This is a genomic window from Streptomyces sp. NPDC101225, assembly GCF_044767585.1.
Lineage (GTDB): Bacteria > Actinomycetota > Actinomycetes > Streptomycetales > Streptomycetaceae > Streptomyces.
The window spans coordinates 37,400-53,410 of record NZ_JBIWOE010000002.1; the positions used below are offsets into that span (position 1 = coordinate 37,400).

Genomic DNA, 16,011 nt, shown 5'->3' on the forward strand with positions numbered 1-16,011 from the left:
GTACACCGCTCGTACGGGGATCGCTCACAAGGCGCGAAGGATTTCCCCCATGACTGGTCTCCAGGCCGGACTCAAGAACCGTCATCTGACGATGATCGCCATCGGCGGTGTCATCGGAGCCGGACTGTTCGTCGGCTCCAGCTCCGGCATCGCCACCGCAGGACCCGGCATCCTCCTCTCGTACGCCCTCGTCGGCACCCTCGTCGTGCTCGTGATGCGCATGCTCGGCGAGATGTCCGCGGCCAACCCCACCTCCGGATCGTTCTCGGCGCACGCCGACCGCGCGCTCGGCCGCTGGGCCGGGTTCTCCATCGGCTGGCTCTACTGGTTCTTCTGGGTCGTGGTGCTCGCGGTGGAGGCCACCGCCGGTGCCACGATCCTCGAGAGCTGGATACCGGCCGTCCCGCAGTGGGGCTGGGCCCTGATCGTGATGGTCGTGCTGACCGCCACCAACCTCGTCTCCGTCGGCTCCTACGGCGAGTTCGAGTTCTGGTTCGCCGGGATCAAGGTCGTCGCCATCGGCGCGTTCATCGTCGTCGGCGCGCTCGCGATCTTCGGTGTGCTGCCGGGCGTCCACGCCGACCGGGCGAGCTTCGGCAACCTCAGCGACCACGGCGGCTTCCTGCCCCACGGGCCCGGCGCCGTCCTCACCGGTGTGCTGCTCGTCGTCTTCTCCTTCATGGGCAGCGAGATCGCCACCCTGGCCGCCGGCGAGTCGGAGAACCCGCAGCGCGCGGTCACCAAGTCCACGAACAGCATCATCTGGCGTATCGCGGTCTTCTACCTGGGCTCGATCCTCGTGGTCGTCTCGCTGGTGCCGTGGAACGACCCGGCGATCAAGGAGAAGGGCTCCTACGTCGCCGCCCTCGACTCCCTCGGCATCGCGCACGCCGGCCAGATCATGAACTTCATCGTGCTGACGTCGGTGCTGTCCTGTCTCAACTCCGGCCTCTACACGGCCTCCCGGATGGCCTTCTCGCTCGGCGAGCGGGGTGACGCGCCGAAGATGTTCGCGCGCACGACGTCCCGCGGTGTGCCGAGGGCCGCGATCCTCGCGTCCGTCCTCTTCGGCTTCGTCGCGGTCTTCTTCAACTACAAGTTCCCGGACTCGGTCTTCCTCTTCCTGGTCAACTCCAGTGGTGCCGTGGCCCTGTTCGTCTGGCTGGTCATCTGCTTCTCGCAGCTGCGCATGCGGAGGATCATCCAGGCCGAGGCGCCGGAGAAGCTGGTCGTGAAGATGTGGCTCTACCCGTACCTGACCTGGGCGGCGGCCGGTGTGATCGTGTTCGTGCTGGGCTACATGCTCACGGACACGGAGCACGACGGCCGCGAGACCGTGCTGCTGTCGCTGCTCGTGGCAGCGATCGTGCTGGTCGTCGCCGTGATCAAGGAGAAGGCGCTCGGCGGCCGGACGGCCGTGGCGGCCGAGTCCGCCGCGGCGGCGCCGGACGAGGTCAAGGCCGGCTGACGGACAGGGCGTTGGCCCGAGGGGCCCGCGGCGCTCGCCGCGGGCCCCCTTCCGTGTCCGCGCGATTCACAGCACGACGAAGCTGTCCTTGACCTTGTCGTAGGTGCTGAGCGCCTGGCTCTCGGCACCCGGCTGGTACCAGGTGTTGATCTGGAAGGTCTTCCCCTCCTGCGTGAAGCCCAGCAGCCGGGCGTGCCACGGGGTGCCGTTCAGCGTGAAGGTGTACTCCCAGACGACCGCGGGGTTGCCGCGGAAGGTCGTCCTCTCCAGGCGGATCTTTTGGTAGTTCTGCCCCTGGTGGGCGTTCTGCTCCGACTTCGCCCAGGTGTCCATCAGGTCGCCGCGGGCGACGGACGACGCCGCCGCGAGTTCCTGGGTGCCGTCGGGGGAGGTGTAGTGCACCTCGGAGCCCGTCTTCACGTCACGGCGCCAGCCCTTGGGGGTCGCCCACGCGTAACCGCCCTCGGCGTGCACGCCCGGCGGCAGGGTCTGCGGCCTCGACGTGCCTTCCACGGTGGGCGGCGCGCTGCTGCCCGGCGTGGTGGCGGACGCCGCGGACGACGAGGAGGAGTCCGCGCGGTCGCCGCCGGGCGAACCGGAGTTCGCGAGCAGGACCACGGCCACGACGGCCCCCGCGGCGGCCAGTACGCCGACGGCGGCGAAACCGGCCCGGCGACGGCCGGGACCGGGACCGGACGCGGCGGCGGGACCGGGCGGTTCGGGCTGCGGCGTGCGCAGCGGGTGGGGTCCCAGGGCCGGGCGGGTGGACAGTTCAGGGGTGGGCACCGGGCCGCGACCGGCACCGGGTGGGGCGGCGTACGGCTGCGGGGACTGCCGCTCGGGGACCGTGGGCGGGCGGACCAGGGAGACACCGGCCGGCTGCTGGGCGGACGGGGCCTCGGAGCGGACCTCCGAGCGCACTTCGGAGCGCACTTCGGAGGGCACCTCGCTGGAGGCGTTGACGTGCTGGTGGGCTGAGGGGGGCGCAGGCTGCGGCATCTCCCGCGGTATCGCGTCCTGGACGGGGGCGGGTTCGGGCGCGGATTGGGGCGCGGATTGGGGCGCGGATTGGGGCGCGGATTCGGGTTGGGGTTGGGGTTGGGGTTGGGGTTGGGGTTCGGGCGCCGATTCGGATTCCGATGCGGATTCGGGTTCGGGTCGCCTGGGGTCGCGTGCGGCCCGGACGAGACGGGTGTCCAGGTAGACCGGGGTGGGCCGCTCGGGCTCCACGGCGGGCCCGGGGCCCGCCGCCTCCTCCGCCGCGGGCTCGCCGTTCTCGTCCGCCTCGCCCTCCCGGGCGCCGCCGTTCCCCTCCGCCGCGCCCACGGGAAGCGTCGGCAGGGTCGGCGGGAAGGCGACCGGGAGCAGGGCCTCCTCCAGGTCCGCCAGGTCCGGGCGCACGGAGGGGTCCTTCTCCAGCAGCGCGGCCAGCACGTCCCGCAGGGGACCGGCCGCGGCCGGGAGTCTGGGCTCCTCGTACAGCACCGCGTGCAGCGTGGCCAGGGTCGTGTCGCGGGAGAAGGGGGAACGCCCGCCCAGGGCCGCGCAGAGCGTGGCGCCCAGCGACCACACGTCGGAGGGCGGGCCCTGCGGGCGGCCGGAGATGCGCTCGGGCGCCATGTAGTCGGGGGAGCCGACCAGCATCCCGACCATGGTGAGCGCCTTGGCGTCCTGGATCGCGGCGATGCCGAAGTCGGTGAGCACGACGCGCTCCGCGCCGTCCTCCACCAGGACGTTGCCCGGCTTGATGTCACGGTGCAGCACACCGCGCGCGTGCACCTGGCGCAGGGCGCCCACCAGCCCCAGCCCGATCCGTGCCGCGGCGGCGGGAGCCAGCGGGCCGTCCTGGGCGACGAGCCGTTCCAGGGAGCGGCCGCCGACCAGCTCCATGACGATCCACAGCCGTTCGCCCTCGTCGACGACGTCGTAGACCCGCACCACGTTGGGATGGTCGATCCGGGCGGTCGCCCTGGCCTCGCGCAGGGTCCGTTCACGGCGGGTGCGCGCGTCCTCCGCGTCCAGCCCGTCGATGCGCATCTCCTTGACGGCGACCGGACGGTCGAGCATTTCGTCGGCGGCCCGCCACACCCGCCCCATTCCCCCCTGGCCGATACTCTCGACCAGCCTGTAGCGCCCCGTCACCAGCAACCCTGGAACTCCGCCGCTGCTCGTATTCCCCGGCAATCCGCTACACCCCCTCAATTACCCCTGGAACGCCCCGACTGTCCCACAATGGTCACACTTCATGCCGTACCAGCATAGTGCGGAGAAATCTTGTGGTAGCTCTTCAAGTACTGCGAATTCAGGCGCAGCCAAGGGGGATGTGAACATGAGTTCTCGTCGCATGACGACCATCGCGGGATCGCTGGTCGCGGCATCTTTTTCGACGGTGATGATCCTTTCCTTCACCGCCAGCGCGGACGACCAGGGACCTGGCAGCAGCAAGGGGGGAAAGGCCGTCGACGAGGCCCCGGCAGGCGTGCGGCTGACCACGCTCCTGCCTTCGAAGATCTCGGTCGACAACGGCTCGCAAAAGACGGCGATTACCGCCACGGTCAAGAACGAGGGGACCAAGGACAGCGGAAAGATCCAGCTTTTGGTCGTCGGTTTCGACGGCCTCACGGTCAAGAGCGTGCAAGGCTGCTCCCAGATTGCCGAAAGTAATCTTCCGAAGGGCTCGAACAGCGGTTTCTCCTGCCCGATCGACAATCTCGCGGCCGGTAAGTCGAAGTCGTACGCCGTCGATGCCACCTACGACCTCGGCAAGACCGGCAAGATCTGTCTGCCCGTGACGTCCGGTGACGGGAAGAAGACGTACTGGCAGCAGGGCCCGGTTCCGTTCGGTACGACGAACCCGTCGCCGAACGCCCCGGCCACCCCGCTGCTGCTCGGCACCGACAACAAGCCGGTGGCGCCGGGCGGCGACCAGAAGGAGCTGCCGAAGACGGGCGTCGGGCGGGACGTCCTGCCCCTGGGCGCGGCGGGCGCGGCACTGATCGCGGCCGGTGCGGCCGGGCTGTGGTGGACGTCGCGGCGTCCCACCGGTCAGCTGCGCGGCTGACACCCTGCGGCTGCGCGGCACGACACATCCACGAAAGGCCGGGGTGCCCGCGCACCCCGGCCTTTCCGTCACCCGGACGACGGAAGAGGCCCGCCGGGCCGAGGTCGCGTACGACCCGGCGAGCCTCCTTCGCGGCGGTCCGGCGTCAGCGCTTGCCGATGAGCTTCCACGCGGTGGGCATGACGCCCATCGCCAGGGCCGCCTTCAGGGCGTCGCCGAGGAGGAACGGCGTCAGGCCGGCCGCGATCGCCGCGGACGGCGACATCCCGGCCGCGTGGGCGAGGTAGGGGACGCCGACGGCGTAGATGATCGCCTCGCCCAGCAGCATCGTGCCCGCCATGCGCACGACGGAGCGGTCGGCGCCACGGCGGGCGAGGGCGCCCACGGCGGCGGAGGCGAGCATCATGCCGACGATGTAGCCGAAGGAGACGGAGACGCCGGAGGTGCCGCCGGCGAACCAGGGCACACCGGCCAGCCCGGCGAGCGCGTACAGGACGAGCGAGGCCAGGCCGCGGCTCGCGCCGAGCGTCGTGCCGACCAGCAGGGCGGCGAAGGTCTGGCCGGTCACCGGCACCGGGGAGCCCGGCACCGGCACGGAGATCTGCGCCGCGAGGCCGGTGAGCGCGGCGCCCCCGAGCACGAGGGCCACGTCCCGCAGACGGGTCGCGGGCAGGAGGTCGGCGAGGACCTCGCGGGGGCGGGCGGGGGCGGCGGCGGTGCTCATGAGGACTCCGCGGGTGACGAGGACATGCTGGGACACGGCGACGCTATCCCAGCGGTCGCGGGGTGATCACCGTCAGCGATCGACAAAGGCGGGACGGCGGGCTTGGTGGGCTCCGGACAAAGGATGCGGCATACACCGGGTTCGGCGTGACACCGGTCACGGAGGCAGCGAGGCCGGGCTCACCCCGCGGGCCACGGGCCGCCCTGTGGGATCCCGCCAATCCGATCCCGGCCGGTGCACCCGCGGCGACCTTTTTGTTGCTAGCGTGTACTTGCAAGTCTTTTGCAATAAGAGGTCGGAGGGGACCCTCATGCCCGTCTACACGCTTCCTGAGCTGCCGTACGACTACGCCGCGCTGGCGCCCGTGATCAGCCCCGAGATCATCGAGCTGCATCACGACAAGCACCACGCGGCGTACGTGAAGGGCGCCAACGACACCCTGGAGCAGCTGGCTCGGGCGCGGGAGCAGGAGGACTGGGGGACGCTGAACGGCCTCGAGAAGAATCTGGCCTTCCATCTGTCGGGGCACATCCTGCACTCGATCTACTGGCAGAACATGACCGGCCCGAAGGAGGGCGGCGGTGAGCCGCTCGCGGCGGACGGGGTGGGCGAGCTGGCGGACGCGATCGCCGAGTCGTTCGGCGGCTTCGACAGGTTCAAGGCTCAGCTGACCAAGGCCGCCGCCACCACACAGGGGTCGGGCTGGGGCGTCCTCGCCTACGAGCCGCTGAGCGGGCGGCTCGTCGTCGAGCAGGTCTACGACCACCAGGGCAACGTCGGCCAGGGCTCGGTGCCGATCCTCGTCTTCGACGCCTGGGAGCACGCCTTCTACCTGCAGTACCGGAACCAGAAGACCGACTTCGTCGACGCGATGTGGGCCGTCGTCAACTGGCAGGACGTGGCCCGGCGTCACGAGGCGGCCAGGTCCCGCGCGGACGTACTGCTCCTGGCTCCCTGAGAGCGTCCTGCCTCGTGATCGTCTTCTCACCCTTCACCTGGCAGGCGGCATGACGGAAGCCCCCGCGAGGACAGGACTCGCGGGGGCTTCCCACGAGCTACGCGGGCTCCCGCTCGCACGGCACGTTCAGCGAGATCAGCCCCACCGACCCGGCGTCCAGCCGGAGTTCGCTGACGGCGGCGTTGCGCAGCCGCGGGAACACGCGGCGGTAGTCGCCGAGCGGGATCGACAGCAGCCGGCACAGGACCAGGCGGAGCAGGGTGTTGTGGGCCACCACCAGGACGCGCCCGCCCTCGTGCGCGGCGGCGATGCGCCGCAGGGCGGCGGCGCCCCGTTCGGCGGCCGCCCTCGGGTCCTCGGCGCCGGGGAAGGGATGGGCGACCGGGTCGGTGCGGAAGGCCTCGGCCGCGTCGGGGTCCCGCTGCGCGAACTCGGCGAGCGTACGGCCCTCCACCACGCCGAAGTCGCACTCCCGCAGGGCGTGGTCGCGGTGCGGGGTGAGGCCGAGGGCCCGGCAGGCGGGCTCGGCGGTGGCGATCGCGCGGGAGACGGTGGAGGTCCAGACCGCGTCGACGGGACGGGCGGCGGCCCAGCGCCCGAGCGCCTCGGCCTGCGCGCGCCCCGTGCCGGTGAGCGCCACGTCGCTCACCCCGGCGTAGCGGTTCTCGGCGTGCCAGACGGTCTGCCCGTGCCGGGCCAGCAGCAGCGTCGTACTCATGAGTCCGCAGTATCGCGGCGGGCGGCGCCCTCCAGGGTCTGCCGGAGCCGGGCGTGCGCGTGTCCCGCCACCGGGGACGGGAGCCAGCCGCGGGCCGTCAGCTCGTCGATCAGGCGGGCGTACGGCTCGGCGAAGCGGGCGGTGCGGCCGGGGCGGGGTTCGAGGCGGGTGGCGATGCGGACCATGCGGTCGGCGACGTCCGCCAGGGGGCCCGAGCCCGTCCCGTGTGCGGCCAGCGCGGCCATGCCCAGCGCGGGTTCGGTCTGCGCGGGGACGCGGACCGGGCGGCCGAGGATGTCGGCGCGCAGCTGGTTCCAGTACGGGCTGCGGGCGCCGCCCCCGGTGAAGGTGAGCGGGCCGTCCAGCGGGGCGCCCAGGTGGTGCAGGTAGTCCAGGCAGAGCCGTTCGGCGAAGGCGACGCCCTGGAGCAGCGCGGCCCACAGGTCGGCGTCCCCCGCCGGCTCGCCCAGCACCAGGGCGGAGGCGGCGGGCGCCAGGAACGGGAACCGTTCGCCGGGCGACACCAGCGGGTAGGCCACCGCGCCGGCGGGCTCGTACGCGGCCGCCCGCGCGTCCATCGCCGCCGGGTCGGCGCCCGCGAAGGCCGCGGTCAGCACGCCCGCGCCGACGCTGGACGCCCCGCCGGGCAGCCAGCTGCCGTCCGGCGCCCGGTGGTTGTAGACCACGCCGGACGGATCGTGGACCGGCTCGGCGGCGGCGCCCTTGAGGACGAGGGTCGTGCCCAGCACGGAGTTCCAGCAGCCGGGGCGCAGCGCGCCGGACGCGATCTGCGCCGCGCAGCCGTCGGTCATCCCGGCGACGACCGGTGTGCCGGCCGGGATGCCGGTGGCCTCGGCCGCGGCCGGGCAGACCTCGCCGAGCAGGGTGCCGGGCCGGACGACGTCGGGCAGGGTCCGAGCGGGCAGGCCCATGACGTCCGGCCAGGCCTCCCGTCCGACGTCGTAGGCCGTCTTGAGGGCGTGGCTGGAGTCGGTCGGCACCGGTTTGCCGACGAGGCGGGCGGTGATGACGTCGGGCTGGTGGGTGATCCGCCCCCGCCCGTACTCCTCCACCAGCCAGCGCGCCTTCGGCAGCGCCCAGGTGTCCTGCACCGCGAGCCCGGCCTCCCGCGCCCGCGCCCCCTGCGCCGCGGCCCGCCCGTCATCGTACATGAGCCCGGGGCTCAGCGGCCGCCCCGCCCCGTCCGTCAGCAGCACCGTCCCGGAGGTCCCGCACACCGCGAGCCCGCCGATCCGGGGGCCCGCGACCGGGCCGAGGGCGGCCCGGGCGGCGGTGCGGACCCCCTCCCACCAGTCCCCCGGGTCCTGCTCGTGGCGCTCCCGCTCGCGGCGCCCGCCGATCGGCGCCGAGCCGCCGCCGAGGACCGTCCCGTCCCCGGTGACGGCCAGCACGCGGACGCTCTGCGTCCCGAGGTCGATCCCGAGCCACGCCTCCCGCTCGTCCCGCATCCCTGCCTCCCGGACATCTCGGACCGGCCCGTGAACTTCACGCCTCCCTCCGATATTGACGCGTGTTCTTCGCCCGCGCGAGGGATTGACGCGCAACGTCCGCCGTTACACCCTCTGTTGGCGGGCCGACCGGACGTGTCGCCCCCACCGCCCGGCGCACCGGACCCGCCCCCCACGGAGGTCGCGGATGGACACGCACCCGCCCGGCCGCAGACGGCTCCCCGGGCCCACCGTGGTCCGCTCCGGCGCCGGCCCGGCCGGCGGGCGGCCACCCGTCGCCGGTGGCCCCGCGCGGCGACACGGCGGACCTCGGTGCCGACGATCCGGTACGACTCACGGTCCGGCCTGAGAACCTGCTGCTGTCCGGGGCCGACCGACCCGGGCGCCCAGGACGACTGATCGGGACACGATGAGCAGCAACAGCAGCGCGCATCAGCAGGGACCGGCGGCCCGGCAGGCCGTCATGGCCGAGCAGGTCCTGGCCGACGGCTCGGCGACGGCGGCGGAGCTCGCCGAGCGCTTCGGGGTGAGCCTGATGACCATCCACCGGGACCTCGACGAGCTCGAACGGCAGGGAGTCGTACGGAAGTTCAGAGGCGGCGTGACCGCGCAGCCGTCCGGTGTCTTCGAGTCCAACGTGCAGTACCGGCTGAAGGCGATGCGCGCCGAGAAGGCCGCCGTCGCCGCGCACGCGCTGGCGTCCATAGAGCCCGGCATGGCGATCATGCTCGACGACTCCACCTCCACCCTGGAGATAGCCCGCCACCTGCGGCTCGGCGAGATCACCCCGCTGACCGTGGTCACCAACTTCCTGGAGGCGATCAACCTGCTGGCCGACCAGCGGGGCATCCAACTGATGGCGCTCGGCGGCGACTACGACCCGCTGCACTCGTCCTTCCTCGGGGTGTCCTGCGTGGAGGCGGTCGAGCAGCTGCGCGTGGACGTGTGCTTCACCTCGACGTCGGCCGTGCACGGGGGTTACGCGTACCACCAGGAGCAGCACATCGTGTCGGTGAAGCGGGCCATGCTCGACGCGGCCGCCCGCAACGTGCTGCTGATCGACCACACCAAGCTCGCCCGGGTCGCGCTGCACCGGGTCGTTCCGCTGTCCCGCTTCGACCTGCTCCTCGTCGACGACGGGGCGTCGGCCGAGGCGCTGCGGGATCTGGACGAGCACAAGGTCCCGTACGAGATCTGCGCCACGAGAGGCACGAAGGGCAGCGATGACCGAGCTGGAACCACGTGATCCGCGCGAGACCCACCCGCGGACGGCCGCCGAGCCGCGCCCGGCCCATGGCCTCGACGCCGAGGCAGGGGGCTCCCCGCGATGAGCGAACCCGTGCGTGTCGTCGCCGCCGGCGACCACTTCATCCTGCCGTCGCTCATCACGGCGGCGCTCACCCACGAACTCGACTGCGATGTGACGGAGTTGACCCTCGGCTGGCCGCTGGAGCCGTTCGGGCCGGTGGCCGAGGTGACGGAGGCCGTCGACGCCGAGGACGAGCTGATCGGGGCGCTGGCCGGAGCCCGGGTGCTGGTCACGCAGATGGGCCCGGTGACGGAGCGCGTCCTGGCGGCCTGCCCGGACCTGCGGCTGGTGGTCGTCTGCCGGGGCGGCCCGGTCAACGTCAACCTGGACGCGGCCGCGCGGCACGGCGTCCGCGTCTGCTACGCCCCCGGCCGCAACGCCGCCGCGACCGCCGAGTTCACGGTCGGCCTGATGCTGGCGGCCCTGCGCCGCATCCCGCAGGCGCACCACCTGCTGGCGGGGCAGGGCAGCTGGGAGGGGGCGGCGTACTACACCTACGAGCACAGCGGCCTGGAGCTGGAGGACCTGCCCGTCGGGCTCGTCGGCTACGGCGCCGTCGGCAGCCGCGTCGCCCGCGCGCTGTGCGCCTTCGGCGCGCAGGTGATGGTGTACGACCCCTACGTGCGCGGCCAGATCTTCGGTCTGCGCCTGCGCTCGCTCGACGAACTCCTGCGCCGCTCCCGGGTCATCACCCTGCACGCCCGGCTGACCGCCGAGACCCGCGGCCTGATCGGGGCCCGTGAGCTCACGCTGCTGCCCGCGGGCGGGGTGGTGGTGAACGTGGCGCGCGGGGGGCTGGTCGACGAGGCAGCGCTGTGCGACGCGCTGGAGAGCGGCCATGTGTCGGCGGCGGCCCTGGACACCTACGGGGAGGAGCCGGTGCCCGCGGGCTCGCGGCTGTTCGGCCTGGCCGACCGCGTGGTGATGACGCCGCATCTGGGCGGGGCCTCGCGCGCGGTGGCGGAGAAGGCGGCCCGGATCGCCGCCGAGGAGGTGGGGCGCTGGGGGCGCGGGGAGCCGCTCGCGCACTGCCTGACCTGACGCACCGCCTGATCTGACGCACTGCCTGATCTGACGAACTGCCTGACCTGACGCGCCGGGAGGCGAGATGTACGTCGGTATCGATGTGGGCACGTCCACGGTGAAGGCCGCCGCCTTCGACGGCGACGGGCGTGAACTGTCCGTCGCGGCCCGCCCGGTGGGACTCACCCTGCACGGGGGCGTGGTCGAGCAGGACATGGAGGAGGTGTACGCGGCCGTCGTCGCGGTCCTCGGGGAGCTGACGTCGCGGGTCGCGGAGCCGGTGGAGCTGGCCGGGCTGACCGGGCAGGGCGACGGGGTGTGGCTGGTCGACCGGGAGGGGCGCCCGGTGCGGCCCGCGGCCTCCTGGATGGACGGGCGGGCACATGAACTGCTCGACCAGTGGCTGGCGGACGGCACCTTCGAGACGGTGTTCCGGCGCACGGGCAGCGCCATGTTCCCCGGCTGCCCCGGACCGCTGCTGGCCTGGTTCGACCGCTACGAGCCCGCGTCGCTGGACGCCGCGAGCACCGCCCTGTACTGCAAGGACATGGTCTTCCGCCGGCTGACGGGCGCGCCGGCGGCCACGGACGTGTCGGACGCGTCGATGCCGTTCCTCGACCCGCGCACCCGGGCGTACGACAACCGCGTCGTGGAGCTGCTGGGCCTCACGCACCGTCGCCGTCTGCTCGCCCCGGTCCGCGACCCGATCACGACCGCCGAGGCCGCCGAGGGGCTGCCGCCGGGCACCCGGCTCGCGAACGGGCCGTACGACCTGCCGTCCTGCGCGCTGGGCGCGGGGGTGACCGCGTCCGGCGACGGTCTGCTGATCGTCGGCACCTGCCTGGCCAGTCTCGTCGCCACGACCGACCTGGACCTCACCGGGGAGCCGGCCGGGCTGTACATCTCCACCGACCGTCCCGGCCACTGGCTGCGCGCCATGCCGGCGATGGTCGGCACGGCGGCCCTGGACTGGGTGCTGACGACGACGGGCGTCCGCCACGAGGAGGTCGACGCGCTGCTGGCGCAGACCCCGCCCGGTGCGAACGGCGTGCGCGTGCTGCCGTACTTCGCGCCCTCCGGTGAGCGTGCGCCGTTCGTCGAGCCCCGGCTGCGCGCCGAACTCACCGGCGTCTCCCTGGAGTCCACGAAGGCCGACCTGATCCGTGCGACCTGCGAGGGGATCGGCTACGCGGCCCGCCACTGCCTGGAGGCCGCCGGCCTCACCGGCTCCCTCGCCGTGTGCGGCGGGGGCACCCGCAGTCCCGCCTGGATGCGCCTGCTCGCCGACGCGCTCGGCCGCCCGCTCAGGGTCGTCGAGGGTGAGGTGGGTGCGCGGGGCGCGGTGCTGGCCGCGGCGCAGCGGTACGGGGTCCGTCTCGACGCACGGGCCTGGACGCGCCCGACCGCGGTGGTGGACCCTGACCCGACCCGCGCGGCGTACTACACGAAGGCGTACGAGAACCACCTGTCCCGCCTCGCAGAGGCCCGCGGCCGGACCCGCGCCTGACCGACTCCGCGACCGCGAGGAGGCTTCGATGACCGAGATCGAACGGGAGTGCCCGACCTGCCGCAGCAGACAGAGGTTCCGCCGGCTCAACACCGCGGAGCAGTCCGCGGTCCGCGAGAAGAAGGGCCCCCGGTTCTACGTGGGCAACCTGTGGCGCTGCACGGCCGTGCGATGCCTGTGGTACCAGCCGTATCTGAACAGGGGGAAGGGCGGCCTCCTCCCCGAGGGCTTCCGCGAGGAGGCCGCCCCGTAGCGACCGCTACAGGTTGCTGAAGTCCGGGCCCACCGTGCGGGTGCGCTTTATCTCGTAGAAGCCGGGGACCGAGGCGACCGCGAGGGTGCCGTCCCAGAGCTGGGCGGCGGCATCGCCCTTGGGGGCCGGCGTGACGACCGGACCGAAGAAGGCCAGCTGCTCGCCGTCCGCGCCGGGGACGGCGATGACCGGGGTGCCGACCTCCTGGCCGACCTTGTCGATGCCCTCCTTGTGGGAGGCGCGCAGTTCGGCGTCGAACTCGAAGTTCTCCTGGTCGGCGTAGTCGATCAGGTCGGCGGGCAGGCCGGCGTCGGCCAGGGCGGCGGCGATGGCCTCGGTGGTCGCGCCCTCGCCGTTGTTGTGGAAGCGGGTGCCGAGCGCGGTGTAGAGCGGGCCGAGGACGTCCGCGCCGTGCTTCTGCCAGGCCGCGGTCACCACGCGCACCGGCTTCCACGCCTTGGTCGCGAGCATGTCCCGGTACGCCTCGGGCAGCGTGTCCAGCTTGTCCTCGTTGAGCACCGCCAGGCTCATGATGTGCCAGCGCACCTCGATGTCCCGGACCTTCTCGACCTCCAGCACCCAGCGGGAGGTCATCCAGGCCCACGGGCACAGCGGGTCGAACCAGAAGTCGACGGGCGTCTTGGCGGAGGTGGTCGCGGTCTCGGGCATGGGTCTCCTCGGGAAAGTATCGGTTTCAACGAGCAACGCCGGGCATCACCGCCCCATTCCCGGTGACCGCCCGATTCCCGGGTGCCCACGGTCAGGAGCACATGGCAGGATCGGCCCTGTCCAGATACCGAACGCCAGCCGAGGGAGTACCGCCCGTGCCCGGTGAGAATCTGACCCGCGACGAGGCCCGGGAGCGGGCCGCCCTGCTGTCCGTCGACGGGTACGAGGTCGCCCTGGACCTGCGTTCGGCGGTGGGCGAGGACGACGGGGACGGCCCGCGCACCTTCCGCTCCGTCACCACGATCCGCTTCCGCAGCAACGAGCCGGGAGCCGCCACCTTCGCCGACCTGATCGCACCGACTGTGACCTCGGTCTCACTCAACGGCCGCGACCTCGACCCCGGTCAGGTCTTCGACGGCTCCCGCATCCTCCTGGAGGACCTCGCCGCCGAGAACGAGCTGGTGGTGGACGCCCGGTGCGCCTACTCCCGCACCGGCGAGGGCATGCACCGCTTCGTCGACCCCGAGGACGGCGAGGTGTACCTGTACACCCAGTACGAGCCGGCCGACTCCCGCCGTGTCTTCGCCAACTTCGAGCAGCCCGACCTCAAGGCCCCCTACCGCTTCGAGGTGCGCGCCCCGGAGGGCTGGACGGTCTGGAGCAACGGCGTGGGCGAGCGCACCGACGGCGTGTGGCGGTTCGCGGAGACCAAGCCGATCTCGACGTACATCACCTGTGTGGTGGCGGGCCCCTACCACTACGTGACGGACTCCTACACGCGGACCTTCGACGACGGCACGACGCTGGAGATCCCGCTCGGCGCCCTGTGCCGCAAGGGCCTGGCCCCCTACTTCGACGCCGACGACGTCTTCCTCGTCACCAAGCAGGGCCTGGACTTCTTCCACGACCACTTCGACTACCCGTACCCCTTCGGGAAGTACGACCAGGCGTTCGTCCCCGAGTACAACCTCGGCGCGATGGAGAACCCCGGACTGGTCACCTTCCGCGAGGAGTTCATCTTCCGCGGCAAGGTCACCCGGGCGTCGTACGAAGGCCGGGCGAACGTCGTCCTGCACGAGATGGCGCACATGTGGTTCGGCGACCTGGTCACCATGGAGTGGTGGGACGACCTGTGGCTGAAGGAGTCGTTCGCGGACTTCATGGGCGCCTTCTCCCTGGTCGGCGCCACCCGCTTCACCGACGGCTGGATCACCTTCGCCAACCGCCGCAAGGCGTGGGCCTACCGCGCGGACCAGCTCCCCTCCACGCATCCGGTCACCGCCGACATCCGCGACCTGCAGGACGCCAAGCTCAACTTCGACGGCATCACCTACGCCAAGGGCGCCTCCGTCCTGAAGCAGCTGGTGGCCTACGTCGGCCAGGACGCCTTCCTGGAGGGCGCCCGCCGCTACTTCAAGCGGCACGCCTACGGCAACACCCGCCTGGGCGACCTGCTGTCGGCGCTGGAGGAGACCAGCGGCCGGGACATGGCCACCTGGGCGCGCGGCTGGCTGCAGACCGCCGGCGTCAACTCCCTCACCCCGCAGGTGCTGCTGACCACCGACGGCCGGGTCGACGAGCTCGCGGTGGTGCAGGAGGCCGCCGAGTCGCACCCCGCACTGCGGCCGCACCGCGTGGCGGTGGGCCTGTACCGCCAGGAGGACGACCGCCTGGTGCGGTACGCGCGCGCCGAGGTGGACGTCGACGGCCCGCGCACGGTCGTCACGGAGCTGTCCGGCGAGCAGGCACCCGAGCTGGTGCTGGTCAACGACGACGACCTGACGTACTGCAAGATCCGCTTCGACGAGACCTCGCTGGCCGCGCTGCGCGAGCGCCTGGGCGCGATCACCGACCCGCTGGCCCGCGCCCTGTGCTGGTCGGCGCTGTGGAACATGACGCGGGACGCCCTGCTGCCGGCGCCCGACTTCATCGACCTGGTGATGCGGTTCGGGCGGCGGGAGTCCGACATCGGCGTCCTGCAGATGCTGCACGCGTGGGCGAACTCGGCGCTGGTCCACTACTCGCCCGCGTCGTGGCGGCCGCGCGGCGGGGAGATGCTGTCCCACGCCGCGCTGCGGGACCTGCGGGCGGCCGAGCCGGGCAGCGAGCACCAGCTCGCGTGGGCGCGGTTCTACGCGACGGTGGCCTCGGCGCCGGACGACCTGAGCCTGCTGCGGGGCCTGCTGGAGGGCACCGAGAAGATCGACGGCCTGGACGTCGACCAGGAGCTGCGCTGGACGTTCCTGGAGCCACTCGCCGCCCACGGGGCGGTGGACGAGCCGGTGCTCGCGGCCGAACTGGCCCGTGACGACACGGCGTCGGGCAGGCGCCACCAGGTCCGCTGCCTCGCCGCCCGCCCGTCGGCGGCGGTGAAGGCGCAGGCATGGGCCCAGGTGGTGGAGTCCGACACGCTGTCCAACGCCCTGGTGGAGGCGACGATCGCGGGCTTCACCCAGTCCTCGCAGCGCGAACTGCTCGCGCCGTACACGGAGAAGTACTTCGCGGCGATCGAGCGGCTGTGGACGCAGCGGTCCATCCAGATCGGCATGGACGTGGTCCGCGGCCTGTTCCCGTCGCTCCAGGACTCGCCCGCGACGCTGGAGGCGACGGACGCGTGGCTCGCCGCGCACGAAGGCGCCGCGCCCGCGCTGCGCCGGCTGGTGCTGGAGGCGCGGGACGATCTGGCACGGGCCCTGCGCGCCCAGGCTTTGGCCAACGACTGATCGGCCCGTGACCGTTACGGAATCCGGTCAATAAGACCCGTAACCCCTGGTCCAACCCGAATGGACCAGGGGTTTTCCGTCCCCTATCGGCACCCGAACACCCGTCCTTTAGTAATGCCTTGTCCGCAT

Annotated in this window: 13 protein-coding genes; 8 read left to right on the top strand and 5 right to left on the bottom strand. The window is 72.5% G+C overall.

The features are described from left to right. Positions 1-49: 49 nt before the first annotated feature. Positions 50-1,468: an amino acid permease gene (locus ACIRPX_RS02955; protein ID WP_404187525.1), complete on the top strand. Its 1,419-nt coding sequence runs from the start codon at positions 50-52 to the stop codon at positions 1,466-1,468. A gap of 66 nt (positions 1,469-1,534) precedes the next feature. On the opposite strand, the gene ACIRPX_RS02960 is transcribed toward ACIRPX_RS02955, so the two are convergent. Further along, positions 1,535-3,610, bottom strand: a complete 2,076-nt coding sequence (locus tag ACIRPX_RS02960; protein ID WP_404187526.1) for a protein kinase — start codon at positions 3,608-3,610, stop codon at positions 1,535-1,537. A 187-nt stretch (positions 3,611-3,797) separates the two neighbouring features. Between ACIRPX_RS02960 and ACIRPX_RS02965 the strand changes: the two genes are divergently transcribed. Beyond that, on the top strand, positions 3,798-4,529 hold the full coding sequence (locus ACIRPX_RS02965) for an LPXTG cell wall anchor domain-containing protein (RefSeq protein WP_404188246.1): 732 nt from the start codon (positions 3,798-3,800) through the stop codon (positions 4,527-4,529). A 145-nt stretch (positions 4,530-4,674) separates the two neighbouring features. On the opposite strand, the gene ACIRPX_RS02970 is transcribed toward ACIRPX_RS02965, so the two are convergent. Next, a complete protein-coding gene (locus tag ACIRPX_RS02970) occupies positions 4,675-5,253 on the bottom strand; it encodes a biotin transporter BioY (RefSeq protein ID WP_404187527.1) in 579 nt (192 codons plus the stop codon). 310 nt (positions 5,254-5,563) lie between these two features. Between ACIRPX_RS02970 and ACIRPX_RS02975 the strand changes: the two genes are divergently transcribed. Beyond that, positions 5,564-6,211, top strand: a complete 648-nt coding sequence (locus tag ACIRPX_RS02975) for a superoxide dismutase (protein WP_404187528.1) — start codon at positions 5,564-5,566, stop codon at positions 6,209-6,211. Between the two features lie 97 nt (positions 6,212-6,308). On the opposite strand, the gene ACIRPX_RS02980 is transcribed toward ACIRPX_RS02975, so the two are convergent. Continuing rightward, on the bottom strand, positions 6,309-6,929 hold the full coding sequence (locus tag ACIRPX_RS02980) for a histidine phosphatase family protein (RefSeq protein WP_404187529.1): 621 nt from the start codon (positions 6,927-6,929) through the stop codon (positions 6,309-6,311). Further along, positions 6,926-8,398: an FGGY-family carbohydrate kinase gene (locus ACIRPX_RS02985; RefSeq protein WP_404187530.1), complete on the bottom strand. Its 1,473-nt coding sequence runs from the start codon at positions 8,396-8,398 to the stop codon at positions 6,926-6,928. The genes ACIRPX_RS02980 and ACIRPX_RS02985 overlap by 4 nt, the downstream gene beginning before the upstream one ends. 409 nt (positions 8,399-8,807) lie before the next feature. On the opposite strand from ACIRPX_RS02985, the gene ACIRPX_RS02990 reads away from it, so the two are divergent. From ACIRPX_RS02990 to ACIRPX_RS03005, 4 genes are all read left to right on the top strand, one after another. Next, on the top strand, positions 8,808-9,644 hold the full coding sequence (locus ACIRPX_RS02990; RefSeq protein ID WP_404187531.1) for a DeoR/GlpR family DNA-binding transcription regulator: 837 nt from the start codon (positions 8,808-8,810) through the stop codon (positions 9,642-9,644). An 81-nt stretch (positions 9,645-9,725) separates the two neighbouring features. Further along, complete coding sequence (locus ACIRPX_RS02995; protein WP_404187532.1) at positions 9,726-10,748, top strand: 2-hydroxyacid dehydrogenase; 1,023 nt, start codon at positions 9,726-9,728, stop codon at positions 10,746-10,748. 67 nt (positions 10,749-10,815) lie between these two features. Beyond that, entirely contained in the window at positions 10,816-12,237 is a 1,422-nt protein-coding gene (locus ACIRPX_RS03000; protein ID WP_404187533.1) for an FGGY family carbohydrate kinase, read from the top strand. Between the two features lie 28 nt (positions 12,238-12,265). Next, on the top strand, positions 12,266-12,490 hold the full coding sequence (locus ACIRPX_RS03005; RefSeq protein WP_404187534.1) for a hypothetical protein: 225 nt from the start codon (positions 12,266-12,268) through the stop codon (positions 12,488-12,490). 6 nt (positions 12,491-12,496) lie between these two features. Here the strand turns inward: ACIRPX_RS03005 and ACIRPX_RS03010 are convergent, their stop codons facing one another. Continuing rightward, positions 12,497-13,159, bottom strand: a complete 663-nt coding sequence (locus ACIRPX_RS03010) for a DsbA family protein (protein ID WP_404187535.1) — start codon at positions 13,157-13,159, stop codon at positions 12,497-12,499. 155 nt (positions 13,160-13,314) lie between these two features. Between ACIRPX_RS03010 and pepN the strand changes: the two genes are divergently transcribed. Further along, positions 13,315-15,882: an aminopeptidase N gene (gene pepN / locus ACIRPX_RS03015; protein ID WP_404187536.1), complete on the top strand. Its 2,568-nt coding sequence runs from the start codon at positions 13,315-13,317 to the stop codon at positions 15,880-15,882. Positions 15,883-16,011 lie beyond the last annotated feature (129 nt).